The organism is Pseudomonas sp. JL23 (assembly GCF_056933585.1).
The window spans coordinates 3,268,837-3,292,945 of the sequence record NZ_CM167795.1 but is presented as its reverse complement, the minus strand read 5'-3'; the positions used below and the strand labels follow the sequence as shown (position 1 = coordinate 3,292,945).

The following is a 24,109-nucleotide window of genomic DNA, read 5'->3' as shown; positions in this document are numbered from 1 at the left end:
TTCAGTCCGCCAACCGGAACGGGCTTTCGCTCGCCACGTCGTAATTGACCAGATGGCCGTAGTCGAGCCGGTAGATATGGTCGGCCAGGTGAAAATAACGGTCGTCGTGAGTAATCGCGATAACGGTCTTGCCTGCGGCTTTCAGCTCCGGCAATAGCTCGTGATAGAACACATGGCGGAACACTGGATCCTGATCGGCGGCCCATTCGTCCAGCAGCAGCACCTCGCGGCCTTCCATCATCATCAACAATAAAGCGAGGCGCTTACGCTGGCCCTGGGACAGAGACGTAGTGGACAGCCGTCCATCCTCCAGACGGACCTTGCTTTCCAGGCCCAGGCGCTTGAGGTAATGCGCGACCCGGGCATCCAGGGTCTGGTGACTGCCCTGCTCGCCCAGCACATCGGCAAACAGATGGAAGTCTGCGAAGATCGCCGCGAAATGCTCGCGGTGCCATTCGCCCTCGTCAGGCCCGACCGCCTTGCCGTTGAGCCAGACCTGGCCGGAACTCGGCGAATACAGACCGGTGATCAACTTGGCCATGGTCGATTTGCCGCTACCGTTGCCGCCGACCACAAACACCAGCTCGCCACGACGAATGGTCAGGTCGATGGGCCCCAGCCGGAAGGCGAATTCGTCGACCTGGCCCGGATAGCGGTAATGCACATCCTGCAGGCGCAGCTCGCGGAACGGCTCGCTCTTCTGCCCCGGCTGATCGAAACGGCGGGTTTCGTCCAGGGCCAGGGCGTCGATAGCCTGCAGGGCGATGTGCCCGCGAATCACCGCCGGAATGGCATCGAGGATCATCGCAATGGGCGTACGCAGGAACATGATCGCCAACACATAACCCACCACCACCTGTTGGCTGAGCAGTCCCAACCCCTGGCCGAGGAAGAACAACGTGCCGATCAACAGGAACACCAGCAAGGTGGTCCAGTTCAGATTCACTGCCCACAGGGTGTCGGCCTTGACCGACGCGTGCAGGGATTGCCGGGCAACGGGTTCCAGGTGCTGGTGATACAACAGGCTGCGCCGCTCGCGACTCAGGCCAAGCTCGCAGCGCCCACGCACGGTGGCTTCGAACTGCTCGGCCAGTTGATCGTCCTGACTGCGCACAGCCTGCATCAGGTGCTTGATCTTGCGCGCCAGCAGCATGTCCAGGCCGACACCCAGAGCGATGACCAGCAACGTCAGGGCGAAGAACGGCACGCTGAGCCAGGCCATATAGGCCAGCCCGGTCAGCAGCAGCAAGCCGTTGTACAGGGAGATCGGCAGTTGCTTGAAGGCCGTGGCCACGGTGGTCACGTCCTTGCTCAGGGCGTTGTGGATACGCGCGCTGCCAATGCGCTCGATGCGCTCCAGCGATGTCCCCAGCAAGCGGGCCACCAGACGCAGGCGCAGTTGATAGACCAAACGATGGCCGATCTCGACCAATAGCCACTGGGCGACGATGCCGCTGGCAAACAACAGCAGCAGCAGAGCGCCGAACAGCGCGATGGCGCTGCCGAAGTTGCCCAGGCCCTGTCCCAGGCTGCGGTTGATATAACCGATCAGTCCGACACTGGCCGCCGCGCTCAGGGCGCTGCTGAAGATTGCCACGAGGATGCGCCAGCGGGCGCTATGCAGAAGTTCTTTTAACAGGTTCACAGCTCGGTGGCCTCGACAAGGATTGCCTGCAGGGTCTGCAGGACGTGAGGATCGGCCAGCAACTCATGATGACCGAGATCCAGGCTGTAGCTGTACACGTCAGCCGACGTCAGGGCCTGCCAGGCCTCGCGCAGGTCACCATGGGCGTTGCCGCGCCACAGCTGCACAGGCACATCGATCTGCGGCAGGGTCTGCTGGTACAGCGCCCGCTTGATCCGCCGGTACTGCGCCAGATGAGCTTTCAAGGGCGCGTCCTGTTCCTGCCAGTCCAGTTGCTGGCGCAGCGCTTGATCAGCCAACAATCGCTCGACACCTGCGCCGTAGCTGCAACCGCGTAGCGCTTCGCTCAGCCGGTCCAGCAGCGCCTCATCCAGCGGCCGCTGCCGAGTGCGACAGAAAAAGGCCAGGTCGGCCAACAACTGCCCGCTTTCATCGCCCTCACCCGCCAGGCTACGCAGCGGGTCGTGATCCACGACCAGCAAGGCTTCGATGGTGAAGCCCAGAGCCTGCAAACGCGGCACCAGCAACGTGGCCAGGCGCGAAGCCAGGCTCCAGCCGAGAATGTGCAGCGGACGGGACTTGAGTTCCACCGGCAGCGCCTCGACGTAACGCGCAAGCAGCGCATCCAGCTCGCCGTCGGCCTGCCAGTCCTGTTCCAGGGCCGCCAGGCCAAGGATTTCTACATCCTCGGCCAGGCCATCGATCAGTGGCCGGTAGGCTGACAGATGCCCCTGAGCGCCATGTACCAACAACAGAACCGGAGCGCTGCTCGACGTCGGACTCAGGCGTTTCCAATACCCGTCAACACCGGCATCAAGCTGGCTCACCAGCTCGCGCACTGTTTGATATTCAAACAGCAGATGAGTCGGCGGCGTCAGCCCCAGACGCTCGCGAATCAGCGAAACCACCTTGATCGCCGCCAGGGAGTGCCCGCCCAGGGCAAAGAAATTGTCGGTGACGCCCAGTTCGTCTACATCCAGCACGTGCTGCCAGATATCCACCACCGCCTGCTCCAGAGCACCGCTGGGCGCCACCCGGGCGCTGTGCAGCTGCTGGCGAGCACGTTCCAGCAGCGCCTGGCGATCGAGCTTGCCGTTGGCATTCAGGGGCAGGGACTTGAGGCTCAGCAGCACACTCGGACGCATATAGTCCGGCAGCGTCCTGGCCAGCGCCTGCTGACGCTGTTCGGCGCTGTAGCGCTGGCCGTCAGCTTCGACAACAAAACCCAGCAGCCGGGCATGTTCGCCGCTGCCATCGCAGAGCACCGCCGCCTGCTGCACCCCCGGCAAGGCGCCCAGGGCCAGTTCGACTTCGTCCAGTTCCAGACGAAAGCCGCGGATTTTCACCTGATGATCGTTGCGACCCAGCAGGCGCAAGGCGCCGTCAGCCTGACGCAAGGCCAGGTCACCGCTGCGATAGCGCCGGCTGCTGCTGAACGGATCAGCGTCGAAAGCCCCGGCGGCGGCGCCGCCGATATAGCCACGCCCCACGCTGATGCCAGCGATATACAGCTCACCGGCCTGGCCGCAGGGCACCGGCAAACCGGCGGCATCAAGCAGATAGATACGGTTATTACCGATCACCCGGTCCAGGGCAGCGCCAAGACTGCCCTGACTGGCGTCGAAACGGCGCCAGAGCACACCGACTGTGGTTTCCGTCGGCCCATAGTGGTTGTAGATCCGCAAGTTACCCGGGGCCTGCGCCAGCTTGTCGACCAGGCGTTCACTGATAGCCTCGCCACCCAGCACCAATACCTGGCTGGGCAATACCGCATGCGGCGCCCGCTCGCCCATCAGCGCCTCAAGGTGCGAGGGGACGATTTTCAGCACATCCAGTGGATGGCGCTGCAACTCTTCGGCAAATGCCTTGGGATCGGTCACACAGTCCTGGGCCAGCAGGTGCACGCAGCCACCTTGCAGCCAGGCCGGATACAGCACGGTATTGCCCAAGTCAGCCAGCAGCGACGAGACCAGGCCATAGTGCCCGGCCAGGGGCAGTTGCAGCGCTTCAGTCACCTGACAGGCGTAATGGCGCAACTGCCCGTGCTCGATCTGCACGCCCTTGGGCTTGCCACTGGTGCCCGAGGTGTAGAGCACATAAGCCAACTGATCGGCCTGGGGTTGCACGTCCCGGGCCCAGGCTTCGCCCTGGCTGGCGGTCGACCAGGACAAGCCAGGCAGCTCGAACGGCGGCGCCAGGTCGTCCAGATGCAGCAACAGACAAGGCTGGGCATCCTGCACAATATCGCGCAGGCGCAGCACTGGCTGCTGCGGGTCCAGGGGCAGATAGGCCGCTCCCGCCTTGAAACAGGCCAGCATGGCAATCAGCATCTGCGCGCCACGGGGCAGGTACAGGCCGACGATTTTCTCCGCCCCGGCGCCGCTGCGATGCAGGTGTCCGGCAACGATGTCGCTGAGGCGATCCAGCTCGGCATAGCTCAGCGTCCAGCCGCCGTCGCGCAACGCGGCGCGGCCCGGATCGCGCTGGGCATGACCGCGCAAGACGCTGATCAGATCGAGGTCTTCGACCACCGGCGCAATGCCTTGCAGGCTGACCGGATCATCCTCAAGCAAGGCATTGATCAGTTCCAGCGACCCCTCGGGGCTGGCCAGCAGATTATCCAGCCAACCCAGATAGCGTTGCAGCAGCATGAACATTTGCGGGCGACGGTAGAGCCCGGTGTCGTGGATCAGGCTAAGGCTGCCCTGCCCTTGCTCATCCAGGGTCCATTGCAGCAGCAACTCCACCGGGCTGTCGAAGGACAATGGTTGTACTGCGTCGGACAACTGCAGCAGGCGCAGGCCGGCCTGCAGGCTGGCGCGCCAGTCCGCCAGCAGTTGTGCCTGGGCCACGTACTCCTGGGCGTCCACGGCACTTTGCAACTGCCGGGCGAACTGCCGGGCCAGGCTCAACCAGCTGCTTTGCGCTGACAGTTGCATCAGCACTGGCAGCGGTTGCTCGAACAATCCGCAGGCGCCCTGCAATTCTTCGTAGTCATCCCGGGGATCATGCACCACGCACAATTGCCCCTGTTGCTGGCCCTTGAGCCGCGCCAGCAATGCCGCCCAGGCTGCCAGGGCCAGATGCTCGACACTCAGGCCCTGCTGTTGGGCCAGATGCTGCATGGCCTGCGTGATAACGGCGGGCAAGGCCATGCTCACGGCTTCGCGGGCACCGCTCGCCTGGCCGTAGCGTTCCAGCAGGCGCAGGCCATCGAGCTGTTGCAGGTTCAGATTGCGCCAGAACTGCACACCCTGGGCGGCGTCTTCGTCCTGTTGCAGGTCATTGACCCACTCGCTGTACTGGGCGTACTGCATAGTGTCTTGCGACGCCTGGCCGGGGTTGAGCAATTGCGCCTGCAACTGGCCGAGGCTGCGCAGGTCCAGGGAACACAGGGGCAAGGCCAGCAGCAGATACTCGCCAAACTGCCAGGCCAGGGCATCAGGACGCTGGCCGCGTTCGGCCAGATACGCCAGCGCCTGGCGCTGACAGGCCTGGGCATCGCCCGAGGTCGAGTCGAAGACTTGCCAGTCCAGATCCAGCTGCGCCGCTTCGATGACTGTCTGGCGCAGACCGGTAGCGCCGGCCGGACGTACATAACGCAGACGCAGGGCTTGATGTTCGCGCAGTTGTCCCAGCAGACGGCTGTGCAGGGTCTGGGTCGTAACACCCGGCAGCTTCAGCCAGCTCCACTGCCAGCCCGGGGGGCGCAATTCGGCCAGGTGCTTCTGTTGCGGAGTCAGCGCCAGGCCCAGGTGCAGAACAGAGTCCATCATACCGGTTGCTCCTGGCTATCTTCGAAGGCAGGCGCGGCCACCACCTGATGACGGGCATAGATATCGCCCATGGCCACCACTATCTTGCGCTCGCCATCAAAGGGGTCGCGGGCATGAGCGGCAAGCATATTGTCGAGCATCACCACGTCGCCCTGCTGCCAGTCGAAACGTACCGCGCAACGGTCGTAGGCGCTGTTGATCGCCTCGATGGCTTGGTCTTCCAGGGGCGAGCCGTCGCCGTAGTACACCTGGCGCGGCAAGGCGCCTTCACCGCCTTGCAGGAACTGCTCGCGGATATCGGCATCGAGAAACGCCGGGTGATACAGCTGTACCTGATTGAAGAAACTGGCTTCACCGGTCAGCGGATGCAGGATCACCGCCGGGCAGACCTGCCGGGTATGCAGCTCATGGGGGCCGCGCCATTCAAACTCGATATGGCTTTCCCGGCACACGCGCTCCACTTCCCGGGGATCGTCGGTGCGGAAGAAATGCTGCCAGCTGACGTCGATATCCTTGGTGAAATTACGCACATACATCAATTGCCGCGCGCGCAGCCTGGCCTGCAACCAGGCCGGCAAGGCCTTATACACCTCGCGGCTGTCGACGATAGGCGTTGCGCCGCCGACCGGCGCGGGAACTTCGCAATAGAACCACTGCCGACGTGGCCAGCGATGCTGGTGGGCGCTTTCGTTGTGGAACAGGATCATGCGGTCCTTGGGGTACGGCGTCGACTTGTAGATCTTCTCGCCACCTTCTTTCTTCGGCAGGTCGCCGTACTGGCCGTACAGCTCCGGGCACAGGGCCTGGCAGAAGCTTTCAAAGGCGGCCGGGGTCGGTAGATCGAAGCCTCGGAACAGGATACCGCCGTGGGCGCGCAGCCACGCTTCGACCTGGCCGCGATTGGCCTCGGCCCAGACTGACGGCGCCAGTTCGCGCTCACGCACCTGCACCAGCAACGGGAAGGCCGAGCCTTCGCGCAACGGGCGGCTTTCGATAGGTTGCGCCACGCTGGCCGTGCCGCTGCGCAGCTTGCCGAGTTTGCTCATCTTGCGTGATGCAGGGGTTTGCGTGGTCATGGCTGCCGCTCCATTGGCGTAAAGGGTTTCAGTGGGCGTATCGGGCTGGTCGAGGACCTGGGCCAACAACCCGGTAAAGGCATCGCGCAGGCGTTCCACCGTCGCGGCACGGAACAGGCTGGTGCGGTAGACCCAGCGCAGGTTCAGGCCGCCGTCGGCCGGATCAGCCTCAGGGCTGGCGAACAACGCCATGTCGAACTTGGAATGCTGCTGGCTGCTGTCCACCGGGCTGACCCGCAGGTTGCCCAGGCGTTGTTGCCGACGCGGGGTGTTGTCAAACACGAACAGGGTCTGCAGCAGCGGATGCACATTGCCCTGGCGAGGCAGATTCAGCGCCTCGACCACTTGCTCGAACGGCGTGCCCTGATGGGCGAAGGCTTGCAGGCACAGTTCACGGACCCGCAACAGCTGCTCACGGAAGCTCGTCTCCGGTTGTGGTCGTACGCGCAGGGCCAGCAGATTGACGAAGAAGCCGATCAAGCCCTCAGTGGCCGAATGCTCGCGGTTGGCCACGTCAGTGCCGATCACCAGGTCGCGTCCCTGGGTCTGCTGATGCAGGACCAGGCTGTAGACGGTGAGCAGCAGCATGAACAGCGACACGCCGGTCTGCTCCTGCAACGCCTGCAATCGTTGCACCGTCGCGCCATCGAGGCGCAAGTCCACCGCCGCGCCGCTGCTGTCATCGCGTTCAGGCCGGGGGAAGTCGAACGGCAGCGGCACCTGTGCGGGAATTCCGGCCAGGGTGTGCTGCCAGAAGGCCACGCCAGCGCGTTGCTGCTGGCGTCGTTCCGGCGAGACCTGCCAGGCGGCGTAATCGACATACTGGATCGGCAATGCCTTGAGCTGCGGCGGTTGCCCCCGCTCATGGGCTTCATACGCCTGAATCAGTTCATCCAACAGGATCGCGCCGGACCAGCCGTCCGAGGCGATATGGTGCAGGACCAGTTGCAGCACCTGCTCTTGCGGGCCGACCTGGATCAGCCAGGCGCGAATCGGCGCGTCACGGCGCAGATCGAACAACTGCCGGGCGTTTTCAGTGAGGCGAGCCGCACAGTCGGTTTCGTTGAGACTCAACAAGGTCAGGGGCACCGGCAAGGTCTGCTGAATGCGCTGGCGACATTCCCCGGCCACTTCGTGATAAGTGGTGCGCAGGATGGCGTGGCGCTGGACCAGCATGCGCAACGCCCCTTCCAGGGCGAGCTGATTGAGCGCGCCATGCAGACGCACCGCCGTGCTCATATTGAAGCTGCTGTCCTGGGGATTGACCTGCTGCATCAGCCAGACGCGCTGCTGCGCCGACGACAGGGGCTGATCCTGTTCCCGGTCGACCAGGGCAATGCTGACGCCGGACCCAGTGCCAAGAGCACTGATGCGCGCCGCCAGCTCATGCAGCAGCGGCGTCTCGAACAGCCAGCGCAGGGGCATATCCACGCCCTGCTCGCGCAAACGCGAGCGGACCTGGGCCGCCAACAGGGACTGACCGCCCAACTGGAAGAATTCGCCGTCCCGAGGAATCTGCTCGCGCTTGAGCACCTGGGCCCAGATCTGCCCCAGTTGCTGTTCGGCGGCGCTCCAGGCGCGGGTGTCTACGGCTTCGCCGATCAGGCTTTGCAGCGTTGGCAGCTGATTGCGGTCGACCTTGCCATTGGTGTTCAACGGCAGCTGTTCCAGGGCCGCGTACCGCCCGGGCAGCATATACACCGGCAGGCGCTGTTGCAGATGCTCGCGCAATTCGTCTGCGCCCAGAGTCGCGCCGACCCAGAACGCCGCCAGTTGCTCGCCCTGCACCGCCACCACCGCCTGTTGCACGGCTGGATGCGCCAGCATGGCGGCTTCGATCTCGCCCAGTTCGATGCGGAAACCGCGCAACTTGATCTGATTGTCGCTACGGCCCAGGTAATACAACTGACCATCAGCCTGCCAGCGCACCAGATCACCGGTGCGATACAGACGCCCGCCATCTTGGCCGAACGGGTCGGCAATGAAACGCTCGGCGGTCAGCCCCGGTTGCCCGGCATACCCTCGGGCCAGACCGCTCCCTGCGATATACAGCTCACCGGTCACGCCGGGTGGTACTTCATTCAGGTGTTCGTCGAGCACATGGCAGCGGGTATTAAGCAACGGCCGACCCAGGGGGATGACCGCCTGTTCACCGTGGCTGACTGCGGTCTGGGTCGACCAGACCGTGGTTTCGGTGGGACCGTAGACATTGATCAACTGCCGGGCCAGGCCGCGCAGTTGCTCGGCCATATCCCGGGATAGCGCCTCACCGCCGGCCAGGGCCAGACGCCCCCCGAGAGCATCGCGATCGCCGTCCAGCAGCAGGCTCCAGGTGGCCGGAGTGGCCTGGATCAGATCCACCGCGTGGCTGCGGATCAGCTCACCCAGGGCCAGAGGGTCCAGACGCTGCTGCTCATCAGCCATGACCACCGTGCCGCCACGGACCAGGGGCAGGCACAGCTCCAGACCGGCGATATCGAAAGTAATGGTGGTCAACGCCAGGTAACGCTGGATGTTTTCCAGCGGCAGGGCCTGTTCCATGGCCAGGAGGAAATTGGCAAAACTGTGGCGGCTGATCTGCACGCCCTTGGGCTGACCGGTGGAACCGGATGTGTACAGGGTATAGGCCAGTTGCTGCGGGTGGCTGAAAATCTCAGGCGCTTGGCCGGGCTGGCTGGCAAGGTCCAGGTCCTGCCAGCGCTCGCAGCGCAACCCTGCCGGGTTCTCCGGCAACTGATCGCACAGGTACAGCCAAGGACTGGCCTGTTGCACGATGCTGCGCTGACGCGCCTCGGGCTGGCCAGGGTCAAGGGGCAGGTACTGGGCGCCGGCTTTCTGGATGCCCAGCAGGCAGATCAGCAGGCGCTCGTCCCGGGGCAGACAGAAGGCGACCGTGGCCTGCGGCGGTACGCCCCGGGCCAGTAGCCAGTGGGCCAGTTGGTTGGCGCGGCTATCCAGCTCGGCATAACTCAGGCTGCGTGAACCGCAGATCAGCGCAGGCTGCGCGCCGCTGCGGAGCGCCTGCTGCTCGAAACGGCTGACGAAATCCGCCGCTGCCGTGATTTCCCGCAGCGGGCCGGCGCTGTTCAATTGCGCCACCGAAGGCAGGCGCAATTGATCCAGTAGCGTTGCCCCCGGCGCTTCGGCCAGGGCGGCCAGCAGGGCCAGATAGTCCTGCACCAGGCGCTCGCTGGTCTCGGCACGGAACAGCGCGTTGGCGTATTCGACGATCAGCCGGGTGTTGGCCTGCTCGCCACGGCCCTGGGTAAACAGGTTGAAGCTCAGGTCGAACTTGGCGCTGATGGACGCCTCGGGCAAGGCCAGGGCTTCGACCGCCACCCCCGGCAACTCGATACGCCGGGTATTGCCAGCGTCCACTTGGTAGTTGAACAGGGTCTGGAACAACGGCGTACGGTCAAGGCTGCGCGGTACGCTCAAGACCTCCAGCAGCTGTTCAAAGGGCAAATGCTGATGGGCCATGTCCTCGGCCAGTTGCTGGTTCAAGGCAGCGATGAAACTGTCCAGGCTACGCAGCCCGTCGAGGGTGACCCGATGGGCCAGGGTATTGACGAACAGCCCCACCAACGCCTGGCTGTCAGCCTCTTCGCGGCCGGCCACCGGCAGGCCAATAGCGAAATCGCGACGGCCGCTATGGCGCCAAAGCAGAATCTGCTGAGCGGCAAAATACAGCACGAAGGGCGTCACGCCCCACTGCCGGGCACGAGCCTCGACCGCAGCGCTCAAGGCGACGGGCAGCAGATATTCCCGGCGCGCGCCGCTGTGCATCTGCTGCGCTGGGCGCAGCCAGTCAATGGGCAGTTCCAGGGCGTCGTGATTCAGGCCCGCCAGACGTTGTTGCCAGTAATCGAGCAATTGCTGGCTGCGTTCGCCTTCCAGCGCCCGACGCTGGCTCTCGATGACGGCCAGCAGGCCATTGCACGCAGGCGCCACAGCAGCGGCCGAGCCGCCGCGCTGCAAGGCCTGATAGAGCGCAGTCAGGTCCTGCACCAGCAGGCTCATGGACCAGCCATCCACGGCGATATGGTGCACGTTGAACAGCAGGCGCCAGTCCTGCTCGCCCAGCTGGAACAGGTCCAGCGTCAGCAGCGGCCCCCGGGCCAGGTCAAACACACGGGCGGCACACTGGCTGAGCTGGGCCTGCACTTTTTCGGCTGGCAGGCCGCGCAGATCATGACGGTGGAAAATGCTTGCAGGGGTATCGTCCAGCCGTTGCCAGACTTGCCCTGCGTCTTCATGAAAGCGGCAACGCAAGGCTTCATGGCGCTCCAGCAACAGCTCGCTGGCACGCTTGAGCACTGCCACTTCCAGTTCGCCGCGCAGACTCAGCAACTGGGTAACGTTATAGGCGGTCGAGGCCGGGTCGAGCTGCTGCATGAACCACAGGCGCTGCTGGGCATGGGACAGGCGTTGGCGCGTATCGCCCGCTGGCAGCGACGCAGAGGCTGCCCTGGGCTTGTCGAGGACCTTGATCAGCCCGCTCAGGCCACGGGCCGTGGGCTGTTCCAGCAACTGTTTGGGCAACAGGCGCAGGCCGTCCTGGCGCAGACGGGCAATCAGTTGCAGGCTGAGGATCGAATCGCCCCCGGCAGCAAAGAAATCGCTGTCGGCATCCAGCTGCGGCTGTTCCAGCAGTTCGCGGAATGCGCCCAGCACTGCGGCCAGCGCCGGTTGAGCGGCGCAGTCGGCCTGCAAGGCCATGGTGGCCAGGGTCGAATGTTCCAGGACCATGCGCGGCTTGAGCTTGAGGCCCTGGCGCGTGGCCAGGCCAATCAGCTGCAGGCTGAGAATCGAGTCACCACCCAGGGCAAAGAAATCATCGTCACGACTGACCTCAGGGCACTCCAGCAACTGCTGCCAGAGCCGGGCCAGGCACTGCTCGGTGGGCCCCTGCGGTGCCTGGCGACGTGGATCCGCCTGTGCAACGCTGGACGGCAGCGGCAAGGCTCGGCGGTCGAGTTTGCCATTGGCGGTCAGCGGCAGGCTGTCCAGCGGCAGCCAGTGGCTGGGTTGCAGGGCGTCCGGCAGGTGTTGCCGGGCCACAGCCTTGAGTTGATCGAGATGAACATCGGCCAGGCGCGGGCTGAAATAGGCCAGCAACTGCATGCGCCCGCCCAGCTCAAGGGCGATCACTGCGGCCTGTTCGACCCCGGGTTGTGCGGCGAGCCAGGCCGTGACTTCGCCCGGCTCGACGCGGAAGCCGCGAATTTTCACCTGATCATCGCCCCGCCCGAGGAAAGTCAGACGCTCATGCCGATCCAGGCGTACGCGGTCGCCACTGCGATAGAAACGCTGCCCCTGCCCGTCAACCATGAAGGCGTCTGCATGGGGCTGATTCAGATAACCCAGGGCCACTTGCGGCCCGCCGATCAGCAATTCTCCGACCACGCCACGGGGGACGCTGTTGCCAGCACTGTCGACGATGCGCAGGCGGCAGTCGGCCAGGGGTTGGCCAAGCGGCAGATAACCACCAGCCTGTGCGCCGGCAACGTCAGCAGCCTTGTTGATCTGCCCACAGATAACACCCACGGTGGTTTCCGAGGGCCCGTAATGGTTGAAGATGCGCAGCTGTGGCGCCAGTTCGCGTACTCGGTCGAGCAAGGCGCTGTCCAAGCCTTCGCCGCCCATGATCAGCAATTGACGCGGCAGCACCCGAGCGGCATCGGCCAAGGCCAAGAGCCCGCGCAAATGCGACGGAGCGATTTTCAGGCAATCTACCGGCTGTTGCTGGAGGAAGTCCGCCCAGGCCGGTGGATCGAAAGCCAGCGCAGCATCGGGCAGAATCAGCGGATCGCCACTGTGCAACGCCGCGAATACGCAGGTCAGACCAAGGTCCGCGGCAACGGTGGCCAGGGTCGCCCAGCGACTGCCCGCCGGGGCTTGCAGGCGCTGGCTGACAGCGGCAGCGTAATGGGCCAGGTTGGCGTGGCTGATGCGTACGCCCTTGGGCTGGCCGCTGGAGCCGGACGTATAGATCAGGTAGGCGGTATCCCCGAGGCGGCTGTTGCCCGGCAGCGGCGTCAGGTTGGCCTGGGCCAGCAGTTCATCGAAATCCGGGGTCAGTCGCGGTAGTTGGCAGTCGGGCAAGGTGGCGAACCCGGCCACCAGCAGACGGCCGCCGCTGTCCTCGAGCAACTGAGCCAGACGCTCGGCGGGCTGGGCGGGGTCGAGGAACAGGCAGACCGCGCCCAGTTGCCAGCAAGCCAGCATGGCGCAGATCTGCTCGGCGCTGCGGCTCATGCACAAGCCCACTACCTGGCCGCGCTCGACACCCTGCCCGTTCAGCCGAGTCGCCAGGACCTGCACGGCATGGGCCAACTGACCACGGCTGATAGCCGTCTCGGCGTTGTGCAAGGCCAGTGCTTGCGGGTCGCTGCGTGCAGCATCGAGCACGCGCTGGTCCAGGCACAGCAGCGGCTGATCCAGTGACGGGCCGCTCCATTCGCTGCGCGGTGAATCCAGAGCGATGCTTTGCAGGCGCTGTTGCGGATCTGCCGCGACGCGCTGCAGCAGGCCAGCCAAGTCGTCCAACAGTTGCTCTGCGGTAGCCGCGTCGAACAGCTCATCGCTGTATTCCAGCTCGCAGCGCAACTGGCGGTTTGGCGTACGCAGCATGCGCAGGGTCAGATCGAAACGGGCGTGGCGCTGTGGCGGGTCGAGCACGTCCACGGCCACACCGGGCAATTCCAGGCGTCGGCTGTCAGCCAGGTCCACCTGGACAAACATGGCCTGGAACAGCGGCTCGCTGCGCGGCCGCTCCAGGCTTTGCAGGATGCGCTCAAATGGCAGGGTCTGGTTATCGACGGCCGCGGCCACGGTATCTCGGCTGCGCAGCAAGGCGGTGGCGAAGTCCGGGTTGTCATGCAGGCGCTGGCGAATCACCAGGGTGTTGAGCAGCGGGCCGATCAGCGCCGCCAGTTCCGGGCGGTCGCGCTGGGCCACGGAAGTGCCCAGGCACAGGTCGGTTTCGCCGCTGTAGCGCGACAGCAACCAGCTGAAGGCTGTCAGGCCATAGAGATACAGGGTCACGCCTTGGCGGCGGATCGCTTCGTCGATCAGGGCCGAAGCGTCCACCGGCAGTTCACGGGCCAGCACTGCACCGCTGTGGCTGCGCTGTGCGGCGTTGGGCCGGGGCCGATCCAGAGGCAAATTCAGCGGACCGGGGGCATCGGCCAGCACTGCCTGCCAATGTGCAATCTGTTGCTGGCACTGTTCGCTGTCCAGCCACTCGCGCTCCCAGGCAGCATAATCACGGTACTGGATGCTCAAAGGCGGCTGTTCAGCAACTGCGCCGATGGCCAGGGCGCGATAGCTTTCGGCGAGTTCCCGGGTCAGTTGCTGGGCCGACCAGGCGTCATAGGCGACGTGATGGATGGTAAAAAATACCCAGGTCCATTGCTGCTCAGGGTCGCTGAACACGCTCAGGCGCAACGGTTTCTCTTCGGCCAGATCGAACGCGGTCTCGAGCTGCCGGGCATATTCCTCAGCGCACCATTGCTGTTGCTGCGCCAAGGGCACCGGCAGGGCCTGGACCCTGGGCAACGGCAGCGTCCAGGGCGTGCACAGGGCATGCACCTGGCCCTGCTCATCGACGGGATAATGAGTGCGCAGCACGTCATGGCGATCGACCAGTTGCTGCAAGGCCGATTGCAGGCGCACCAGGTCCAGACGCCCTTCGAAACGCAGCAGCGACCCCAGGTTATACAGCGCCCGGCCACTGCCGGCCTCGGCACTGAGGAAGCGCTGCTGGGCTGCGGACAGCGCCGCGCCTGACGCCCGGATGGGGCTGGCAACAATCGGCAAACGCCAGCTATCGATACCCTTCTCGGCCAGGCGCTGACGGAACAGCGCCTTCTTGTCCGCAGGCAGGCTTGCCAGGCGCTGGGCGATGTCGAGGAAGGCCTGTTGGTTGCTTGCGTCCATGTTCAATCTTCCATTTCTGATAGCAGGCGTTGCATGGCGTCCAGTGCCTGATCGGCGGACGGGCCTTGCGGGCGCTCGATCTGTTCGACGAGCCCGGCGATGGTCGGGTTATGGAACAGGCTGCGCAGTTCGATTTTCACGCCATAACGGCTTTCGATGCGGGTCATCAGGCGCATGGCCAACAGCGAATGGCCACCCAGTTCGAAGAAACTGTCGAGCACACCGACCTCTGGCAGCGCCAGCAGCTCCTGCCAGATTCCCGCCAGTTCGGTTTCCAGGGTGGTACGCGGTGCCACGCGGTTATGCTGTGCGGCTGCGGCGGGCTGTGGCAGGGCTTGACGATCTACCTTGCCATTGGCATTGAGGGTGAAGCGCGCCACGCTGATAAAGACCGTGGGCACCATGTAGCCCGGCAGGCGGCTTTCCAGATGACTGCGCAGTGCAGCGCTATCGACCTGGGCATTGCCGACCTGCAACCAGGCGCTGAGCTGTTGCTGCCGGGCATCGACCATGACCACCGCGTCTTCCACGCCAGGGTAGCGGCGCAGCAGGGATTCGACTTCCCCTGGCTCGATACGGAAACCCCGCACCTTGATCTGGAAGTCGGCGCGGCCGATATAGGCCAGGCGGCCATCAGTATGGCGCTTGACCACGTCACCGGTGCGGTACATGCGCCCGCCCGGCTCGCTGGCATAAGGATCCGGCAGGTAGGCGGCTGCCGTCAGTGCAGGGGCCTGCTGATAGCCACGGGTCACCCCGGCGCCGCCGATATACAGCTCACCGGTACTGCCCAGGGGTACAGGCCGCAGGCAATCGTCGAGCACATAGCACTGGGTATTGAGCAGCGGCGAACCGATATCGGCAATGCCGCCCGCCATGGCGTGCAGCTTCTCGGTGGTGGACCATACGGTGGTCTCGGTCGGGCCATAGGCGTTGATCAGCTGTACCCCTTCGCGAACCAGGGCATTGACCAGTTCCGCCGGTACCGCTTCGCCGCCGATCAGACCAAGCAATGGCGGCCATTGCGCCTGACCGGTCTCCAGCAGTAACTGCCAGCCCGCTGGAGTGGCCTGGAAGACCGTGGCCCGACGCAACAGTTCGAACAACTGATGGCCGTCTACCACCTGCTCACGCCGGGCGAGCAGCAGCGAGGCGCCATTGACCAGAGGCAGGAACAGCTCCGGCTTGCACATATCGAAGGCGTAGGTGGTGCTGGCCAGCCAGGTATCGGCGGCACCCAGCGGCAACTGGCGGCCAAGGCCCAGCAACAGATTGGCCAGATTACCCCGGGTAACCTGCACGCCTTTGGGGGTGCCGGTGGAGCCGGAGGTGTAGATCACATAGGCGCGTTGCTCGGGGTGGATGGTCAGCGTCGGATTGCTGTCGCTGTAATCGTCCAGCAACAATTCATCAACACACACCACGCCTGTGGGAGCGAGGCTCGCCCGCGAAAGCGATCTATCTAGCTTAAGGGAGCTGTCGTATGTACCAGACTCTTCGCGGGTAAGTCGGATCGCTTCACCGCTGGCTCCCACAGTAGTTTCGGTAATCAGCAGGCCGGGCTGTGCGTGATCAAGGATCAGACGCAGGCGCTCAGGCGGATGCTGCGGATCCAGCGGCAAGTAGGCGGCACCGGCCTTGAGCACGGCCAGCAAGGTCGGCAACAGCCATTCATTGCGGTTCAGGCACACCGCGACCAGATCGTCCGGCTGCACGCCCCGTGCCCGGAGCAGATGGGCCAGGCGGTTGCTGCGGGCGTTGAGCCGGGCATAGCTCAGGGCCTGTTGCTGGCTGTCCACCGCGACGGCGTCCGGAGTCAATTGGACCTGCCGCTCGAACCGGGCAATCAGGTCCTGCTCGCTGCCAGCAACCTCGACCGGGTGATGCCAGGGGCGTTCCGCCAAAGCATGGTCGGCATTGGCCAGGTCGATGTCCCAGAGTCGCGCCGTGGGCGCCTGCAACATGCCTTCGAGCAGATTGCGGTATTCATCGGCATAACGCTGGGCGGTACGGGGCAGGAACAGGTCGGTGTTGTATTCGATTACGCACTGCCAGTCACTGCCGTGCTGCTCGATATGCAGGCCGATATCCACCAGGGCGGTGTTGCTGTCGATATCCAGACGCTGCATCGCCAGACCGGCAAACTCCGCGCTGTTGCTCGCCCCGGTATCACGCTGAATCAGGTTGAACAGCGCCTGGAACAGCGGCGTATGGCTCAGGTCACGGCGCACCTGCAGAGCTTCGACCAGCCGCTCGAACGGCACATCACCGTGCTGCTGGGCGGCCAGGTGAGTGGCCTGGAGTTGCTGCCAGAAGCCCTCTACCGATTGCAGCGGATCAATCTGGCTGCGCAGCACCTGGGTACTGGCAAAGTAGCCGATGATCTGGTCGGTATGGGCCTGATGGCGTTGCGCGACCGGCAGGCCGACCCACAGATCGCGCTGGCCGGAATGCCGGGCCAGCAGGACTTTCCACGCGGCCAGCAGCGGCGCGAATGCGGTCAGGCCCTGGCTCTGGGCCACACTGCGCAGGCGCTCCACCAGCTCAATGGGCAGGCTGAAGCGCAGACGTTGGCCGACGTAGCCCTGTTGCGTCGGCCGAGGCATGTCGGTGGGCAGGTCCAGGACCGGTGGCTCACCGGCCAGCTGGCTGCGCCAGTAAGCCAGTTGCGCCTCGACCCGCTCCTGCCCCGCCGGGCTTTGCCAACTGGCCGCCACATCACGGAATTGCAGGGGCAGCGCAGGCAATCCCGCGTCGCCAGACTGGGCCAGGGCCTGATAGAGGCGTTGCAGCTCCTCAAAGAGGATTTCCAGGGAGCGGGCATCACCGATGATGTGGTGCAGGGTCACTTGCAGCACCGAGCTCACCGGGCCCTGATACAGACGCACCCGCCACAGGCTGCCGCCGACCAGTTCGAAGGGCGCATTGGCCTCGTCACGCAGGGTCTGGGCAAAGGCCGGGCTGGCGGTATCGCCCAGGACATCGAGCTGCAGTTGCGGGTCACTGCCCTCCACGACCTGCTGCTGCGGCCCTTCGGCGGTTTCACTGAAGACGCTGCGCAGGCTGTGTTGACGCTGTGCCAGTTGCTGCAACGCCTGTTGCAGCAACTGCGGCTGCAGTTGCCCGTGCAGATGCAGGGCCAGGGACAGATGATAGGCCTGGGTCTGGCCCTGCAAGCGGTCGAGGAACCACAGACGCTGCTGAGTGAAATGCAGCGGCGCCGAGCTGCCGCAGAAGGCGTGCAGGATCGGCTCCAGTTCGGTATCGCTATGCTCCAGGCGTTCAGCCAGGGCTTGCAGGGTCGGCAACTCGAATACCGCACGCAACGGCAGGCGCCGCTGGTAGCGCTCGGCAATCCTTGCCACCAGGCGCGCCGCCAGCAAGGAATGGCCACCGAGGGCAAAGAAGTTATCGTCCGGGCCGATGGCGTCACAGCCCAACAGCTCTTGCCACAACCCGGCCAGCCACGCCTGGGCAGTGCTCAATGGCACGCTGTGTGCGACGGCTTGGCGAAGTGGTTTCGGCAATGCCTTGCGCTCTACCTTGCCGCTGCTGCTCAGCGGCAGCGTTTCCAGATGCAAGTACTGCGCAGGCAGCATGTATTCCGGCAGATGCGGCGCCAGGTGCTGACGCAGGTCCTCGGCGCTGAACGCTTCGCCGGAGTAATAAGCGACCAGTTGCGCACTCTCGCCCTCGCCCAGCAGCAGGACTGCGGCCTCGCGGATACCGGGTACGCCAGCCAGGCGGGCTTCGATCTCGCCCAGTTCGATACGGAAACCGCGCAGCTTGACCTGGAAATCCAGACGCCCGAGATAGTCCAGGCTGCCCTGGGCATTGCGCCGCACGCGGTCACCGGTGCGATACATGCGTGCGCCGGCGACAAATGGGTCGGGCAGGAAGCTGGCAGCACTGAGGGCTGGCGCGGCGAAATAACCACGGGCGATAAGGGGGCCGGCCAGATACAGCTCACCCGGTACGCCAGGGGCCACCGGTTGCAGGTCGGCGTCGAGAACATAGGCGCGGCTGTTGACCACCGGGCTGCCGATGGGCACTTCCACAGCGCTGCCGGTCGCCGGATCGCGGGGTTCGAAGGTGCTGTAGACCGTGGCCTCGGTAGGCCCGTAGCCATTGATCACTGTCGCTCCCCGGACTTCCATGCCGACAGCCAGGGCCACGGGCAAGGCTTCACCGCCGGAGATCACCCGCATGCCGCGCCAGGAGCGACGGGTATGGGCCACCAGCATGCGCCAGGTGGCCGGTGTCGCCTGCATCACTGTGGGTTGTTCGGCCTCGATCAGGGCGTCGATGGCTTGCGGATCCCGGGCCTGCTCACGGTCGGCCAGGACGATGCGCGCGCCATGAGCCAGGGGCAGCAGCAGTTCGACAACGGCAATGTCGAAGGTCGCGGTGGTCAGGGCCAAAACCCTATCCTGGGCGGTCAGGGGCAATACCGCCTCGACCACGTGCAGCAGGTTATTCAGATTATCGCGGTTCACCGCCACACCCTTGGGCTGGCCGGTGGAGCCGGAGGTGTAGAGGATATAGGCCAGTTGCCCCGGCAATACCGCTGGCGCGGCGAAATCATCGGCAACCACTGCCGTCAGGTCTGGCAACAACTGTGTGATATCGAGCAACTCGACGCCGTCGCTCCATTCGATCGGCAGGGTCGTGGCGCTCAGGCACAGGCGCGGTCGGGCATGCCCGAATACATAGCGGCCACGCTCGGCCGGAGTATCTTCGGCCAGAGGCACATAGGCCGCGCCGCACTTGAGAATAGCCAGCATGGCCAAAGGCAGATAGGCATTGCGTGGCAGGCACAGGGCCACGCGATCATCGGCAGCAATACCCCGCGCATGCAGGTGCGCGGCCAGATGATTGACCGCCCTGCTCAACTGTCCATAACTCAGCCGCTGCTGGTCGAAGCTCAAGGCCACGGCCTCGGGCTGCTGGCGTACCTGACGTTCGAAGGCATCCAGCAGGTCTTCGCCACCCTTGATAACCGCGCCGCTCAGCCGTGAGCCGACGCGCTCCAGCGGTTGCCAGGGCAACTCGCCCAAGGCCTGTTCCGGTGTCGTAAGCACTGCATCGAGCATGGCCAGGTACTGTTCGACCATCGCCTCCACTGTAGCGGCGCGGAACAGATCGCTGCTGTATTGCAGGCTCAGGCTGATGCCATGTTCGCTGTCACGTACGTCCAGGTGCAGGTCACAGAGGGCGCTATCGGGCTGATTGGCCAGGGGTTCTGCGATCAGATCGGTAAGGTCGAAGCGCTCCAGGGCATTGCCGGGGAAATAGTTGAACATCGCCTGGAAGACTGGGTTGTAGCTAGTCTGGCGGCTGACACCGAGTTGATCGATCAGGTAATCGAAAGGCAGATCCTGATGAGATTGAATGAGTTGCGATTTACTATTCAAGTCATTCATCAACTGTAACGGGCTGCGTGAGCCACTGATACGTTGGCGATAAACCAGGGTATTGACGAAGCAACCCACCAGGGGCTGCAGCACCGCGTGGTGCCGGTTGGCGACCGGCACTCCGACCAGGATGTCATCGCTGCCGCTGCGGCTGCGCAACAGGTATTGGAATGTCGCCAGCAAAGGCACGAAGCTGCTCCAGCCGCGACCGGCACTGAAACTGCGCAGGCGCGTGGTAAGGCTGTCGGACAGACGTCGCTCGATACGGCCGCCAGCCTGGCTTGCCTGGCCCGGGCGGGTAAAGTCCGCCGCCAGTTCCAGCACTGGCAATTCACCGGACAGTTGCTCACGCCAGAACGCCAGTTCTTTCTGGCACTCGCCGCCGCCCAGCCACTGCTGCTGCCAGACCGCGTAGTCGACGTATTGCAGGGCAGTGACTGCCGGGTTTGCAGGTGCCTGGGTCGCAGGGGCATGCCCCTGTACCCGCAGGCGATAACCCTGGCACAACTGATCGATGATCAGTTGCAGGGACCAGCCATCGGCAATGATGTGATGACAGCTCAGGGACAGCACGTGTTCTTGCGGTGCCAGGCGATACAGCGAGACCCGCAGCAAGGGTCCGCTGTCCAGCTGGAACGGGGTCATGGCATCCCGGCGCAGGCACTCGTGCAACGCGGCTTCGCTGTCCAATTGCAGCAGCGACAGGCTCAGGCTGGCGTCACGGGCAATCACCGGCATCGGGCTGCCGCTGGCGCTGACAAACGCCGTGCGCAGCACTTCATGACGGGCCAGCAGGTCCTGCAGGGCACCCTGCAGTCCGGCGACCTGCAGATTACCGCTCAGGCGCACTGCGCCAGACAGGTTGTACGCCGGGCTGTGCGGATCCAGCTGTTGCAGGAACCACATGCGTTGCTGGGCGAAGGACAGCGGTAATTGTGCCGGACGCGGCAATAGCTGCGGGCCGTTGCTGGCGGTCTGTGACGCGGGGCTTTCCAGCCACAGCGCCATGGCAGCGATAGTCGGCAGTTCGAAGACCTTGCGCAGAGGCAGGTCTTTGCCGGTGAGCTTGCCGATCAGGCCGAGCAACTGGGTCGCCAGCAGCGAATGACCACCCAGTTCGAAGAAGTTGTCTTCGATACCGACCCGCTCAAGACCGAGCAATTGCTGCCAGGCCTGGGCCAACTGCTGCTGCAGCTCGCTGATCGGCGCGACATACCGGGCCTGGCTTTGCTCGGCAAAATCCGGTGCAGGCAGGTTCTTGCGGTCGACCTTGCCGTTGGCATTGAGCGGCATGCGCTCCAGCAGTACGAAGGCGCCGGGCAGCATATAAGGCGGCAGATGGGCCAGGACGAACTCGCGCAGGCTGTCGATGCCGACCCCGGCGTCGGCCACCACATAAGCCACCAGTACCTTGGCCCGTTGCGCATCGTCCCGGGCCAGGACCACGGCTTCGCGCACACCGTTGCAACGGGTCAGGCAGGCTTCGATCTCGTCCAGCTCGATACGGTGGCCGCGCACCTTGACCTGGTGGTCGGTGCGGCCGACGTACTCCAGTTCACCATTGGCCAGAAAGCGCGCCAGGTCGCCAGTGCGGTACAGGCGGCTGCCATCATTGGCGATCAGGTTGGGCAGGAACACCGCCGCCGTGCGCGCCGGGTCAGCCATATAGCCGCGACCCACGCCGACACCGGCGACATAGATCTCCCCTACCGCACCCACCGGCAGTGGCTCAAGCTCGGCGTCCAGGAGATAGAGACGGTTGTTCAGGGTGGCCTTGCCAATGGGCACGCTGCTGCGCGCAAGGGGCAATAACCCGGTCAAGGCGTGGAACGCCACGTCATCGGAGCATTCCGCCGGGCCGTAGGCATTCATCAGCGGGATAGCCGGATAGCGTTCGAACCAGCGCCGCGCCAATGCTGGCGGCAAGGCTTCGCCAGTGGCCAGCACCCAGCGCAGCGCAGAACGCTCCAGCGAAGTGTCCAGCAGGCCCTGCATCAACGATGGCACGGCTTCGAGAATACTGATGCCCTGCAAAGCGATGGCGTCATTGAGGGCTTGCGGATCCTGCACCACACAGTCGGCCAGGATCACGGTACGGGCGCCGATGATCAGCCCGGCCAGGGTCTGCCACACGGAAATATCGAAGCATTGCGGCGCGGTCTGGGCGATCACATCTGCAGCGCTCAGGCCCAGGCCATTGGCCTGTTCAGCTCCCGGCAGCTTGCCCAGGATGTTATTGAGCATGCCCGCCTGGGCGACCATGGCGCCCTTGGGCGTGCCGGTGGAACCGGAGGTGAAGATGCAGTACGCCAGATTGCGCGGGTCGATGGCGATATTCAGGTTGCTGTCGTTGTAGTCCCCCAGCTGGCGCGGATCATAGACCAGGGATTTCACCTTGAGCGTCATGCCAGCCAGGGCCTCTGCGGCCAGGTCAGTCATGGCCTGACCATGCACCAGCAGTGGCGTGCGGCTCTGGCCCAGTACCTGGCTGAGGCGCTGCGCCGGGTTGCGCGGATCCAGGGGCAACCAGCCGGCACCGGCCTTGAGTGTGGCGAGAATCATGATCAACAGATCGAAGCCGCGCTCATCCAACAGCGCTACCAGATCATCGCGTTCGATCCCCTGGCCGCGCAGGCAGCGCGCCATGCGGTTGGCGGCGCGATTAAGCTCGTCGAAGGTCAGGCTGCGACCGTCGAACAGCACGGCGACCTGTTCAGGGGTTTTCTCTACCTGCGCCTCGAAACGCTCGATATACAGGCTGTGCAGGGGTTGCTGCCGCGGTGCCAGACCGCCTGCGGCCCAGTCCTCGAACTGCTGGGCAACCGCCTGGGGTGCGAGCATGTCGATCTGTTGCAGGGTGGTGTCCGGCGCCGAGGCCAGGGCGGTGCCCATATTCACCAGCAACGTGCGCAGATGGCCGAGCATGCTGCGGATTTCGCCGTCCTCGAACCAGTCGGTCTGGTAGGTCAGCTGCAAGTGCAGGCGCTCGCCGGGCACTATCACCACGGTCAGCGGGTAGTTTGTATGGGTACGGTTGGTCATGTCGCTGATCAGGTAGTCCAGTGCGCCCTGGCGCAGGTCCGCGGTGATCGGCGCGTTTTCGAACACGAAAAGACTCTGGAACAGGTCCTGACCCTGCACATCGCTCCAGCGCTGGATCTGCGCCAGGGAGACACTTTCGTGCTCGCGCAGGGCCAGGTTTTCGTTCTGCAGCGCCGTCAACCATTGGCCCAGGCCCTGTTGCGGCTGCCATTGCCAGCGCAGCGGCAGGCTGTTGATGAACAGCCCGACCACGTTTTCCATGCCGGACAGATGCACCGGGCGCCCCGCCACGGTGACGCCGAACAACACTTCTCGATCACCGCTGTAGCGCCCAAGCAGCAAGGCCCAGGCGCCCTGCACCAGAGTGTTGAGGGTAATGCCATGGGCAGCGGCAACCCGTTGCAGCTCGCCGGTCTGCTCGACGTCCAGGTACTCGACACAATCACACACCGGCTCCAGCGCACCGCTGATACGCCCGGCATGGCCGAAGCCGAACTCGTTGGGCGTATCGAAACCGGCCAGGCGCTGACGCCAGAAGTCCTCGTGGTCCTCCGGTTTCTGCTGTTCCAGCCAGCGGATGAAATCCTTGTACGGCCGCGGTGCCGGCAGGTTCAGGCGCTGACCCTGTTGGGCGGCGCGATAGCCATTGAGGAAATCCATCATGATGATCGAGAAGCACCAGGCATCCATGAGGATATGGTGGTAGCTGCGCACGAACTGATAGGTGTCCGGACCGATCTTGAACAAGCGCACGCGCATCAGCGGCGCCTTGGTGAAGTCCAGGCCATCGCGGCGCTCTTCGCCGAGCAATTGCTCCAGGCGCGCCTGCTGCTGGTCGGCGGATATGTCCGTCCAGTCTTCGTAGGTGATCGGCAGCTCGACCTGCTTGTGCACCACCTGCATCGGCCGCTTCTGCTGCTTCCAGACAAACGAAGTGCGCAGCAGCTCATGACGCTGGACCACATCGGCCCAGGCCTGGCGAAAGGCGTCCAGGTTGAGATCCGGCAGAACCATGATGTGGCGGTACTGCAGCAGGTACATGCCGGCACCCGGATGCATCAGGCTATGGAACAGCAACCCTTGCTGCATGGGCGCCAGCGGGTAGATGGCGTCGATATTGCGCGACAGCGCTTTGACCTTGTCATTCATGGTGCGGGTCTCCGAAATTCCTTTTCTCAAATGGCCGATCACCATTTGAATTGATTCATATGTGTG

At 64.3% G+C, this 24,109-nt stretch carries 4 protein-coding genes; all 4 read right to left on the bottom strand.

Going from position 1 to position 24,109, the window contains the following annotated elements; all coding sequences use genetic code 11:
* Position 1: 1 nt before the first annotated feature.
* The 4 genes from AC1Z24_RS15200 to AC1Z24_RS15185 are packed head-to-tail and all read right to left on the bottom strand — an operon-like array spanning position 2 to position 24,043.
* Positions 2–1,645, bottom strand: a complete 1,644-nt coding sequence (locus tag AC1Z24_RS15200) for a cyclic peptide export ABC transporter (RefSeq protein ID WP_483746356.1) — start codon at positions 1,643–1,645, stop codon at positions 2–4.
* Positions 1,642–5,421: a non-ribosomal peptide synthetase gene (locus AC1Z24_RS15195; RefSeq protein ID WP_483746355.1), complete on the bottom strand. Its 3,780-nt coding sequence runs from the start codon at positions 5,419–5,421 to the stop codon at positions 1,642–1,644. Before AC1Z24_RS15195 ends, AC1Z24_RS15200 begins: the two co-directional genes overlap by 4 nt.
* On the bottom strand, positions 5,418–14,438 hold the full coding sequence (locus AC1Z24_RS15190; RefSeq protein WP_483746354.1) for an amino acid adenylation domain-containing protein: 9,021 nt from the start codon (positions 14,436–14,438) through the stop codon (positions 5,418–5,420). The genes AC1Z24_RS15195 and AC1Z24_RS15190 overlap by 4 nt, the downstream gene beginning before the upstream one ends.
* A gap of 2 nt (positions 14,439–14,440) precedes the next feature.
* Complete coding sequence (locus AC1Z24_RS15185; protein ID WP_483746353.1) at positions 14,441–24,043, bottom strand: amino acid adenylation domain-containing protein; 9,603 nt, start codon at positions 24,041–24,043, stop codon at positions 14,441–14,443.
* Between the last annotated feature and the right edge of the window lie 66 nt (positions 24,044–24,109).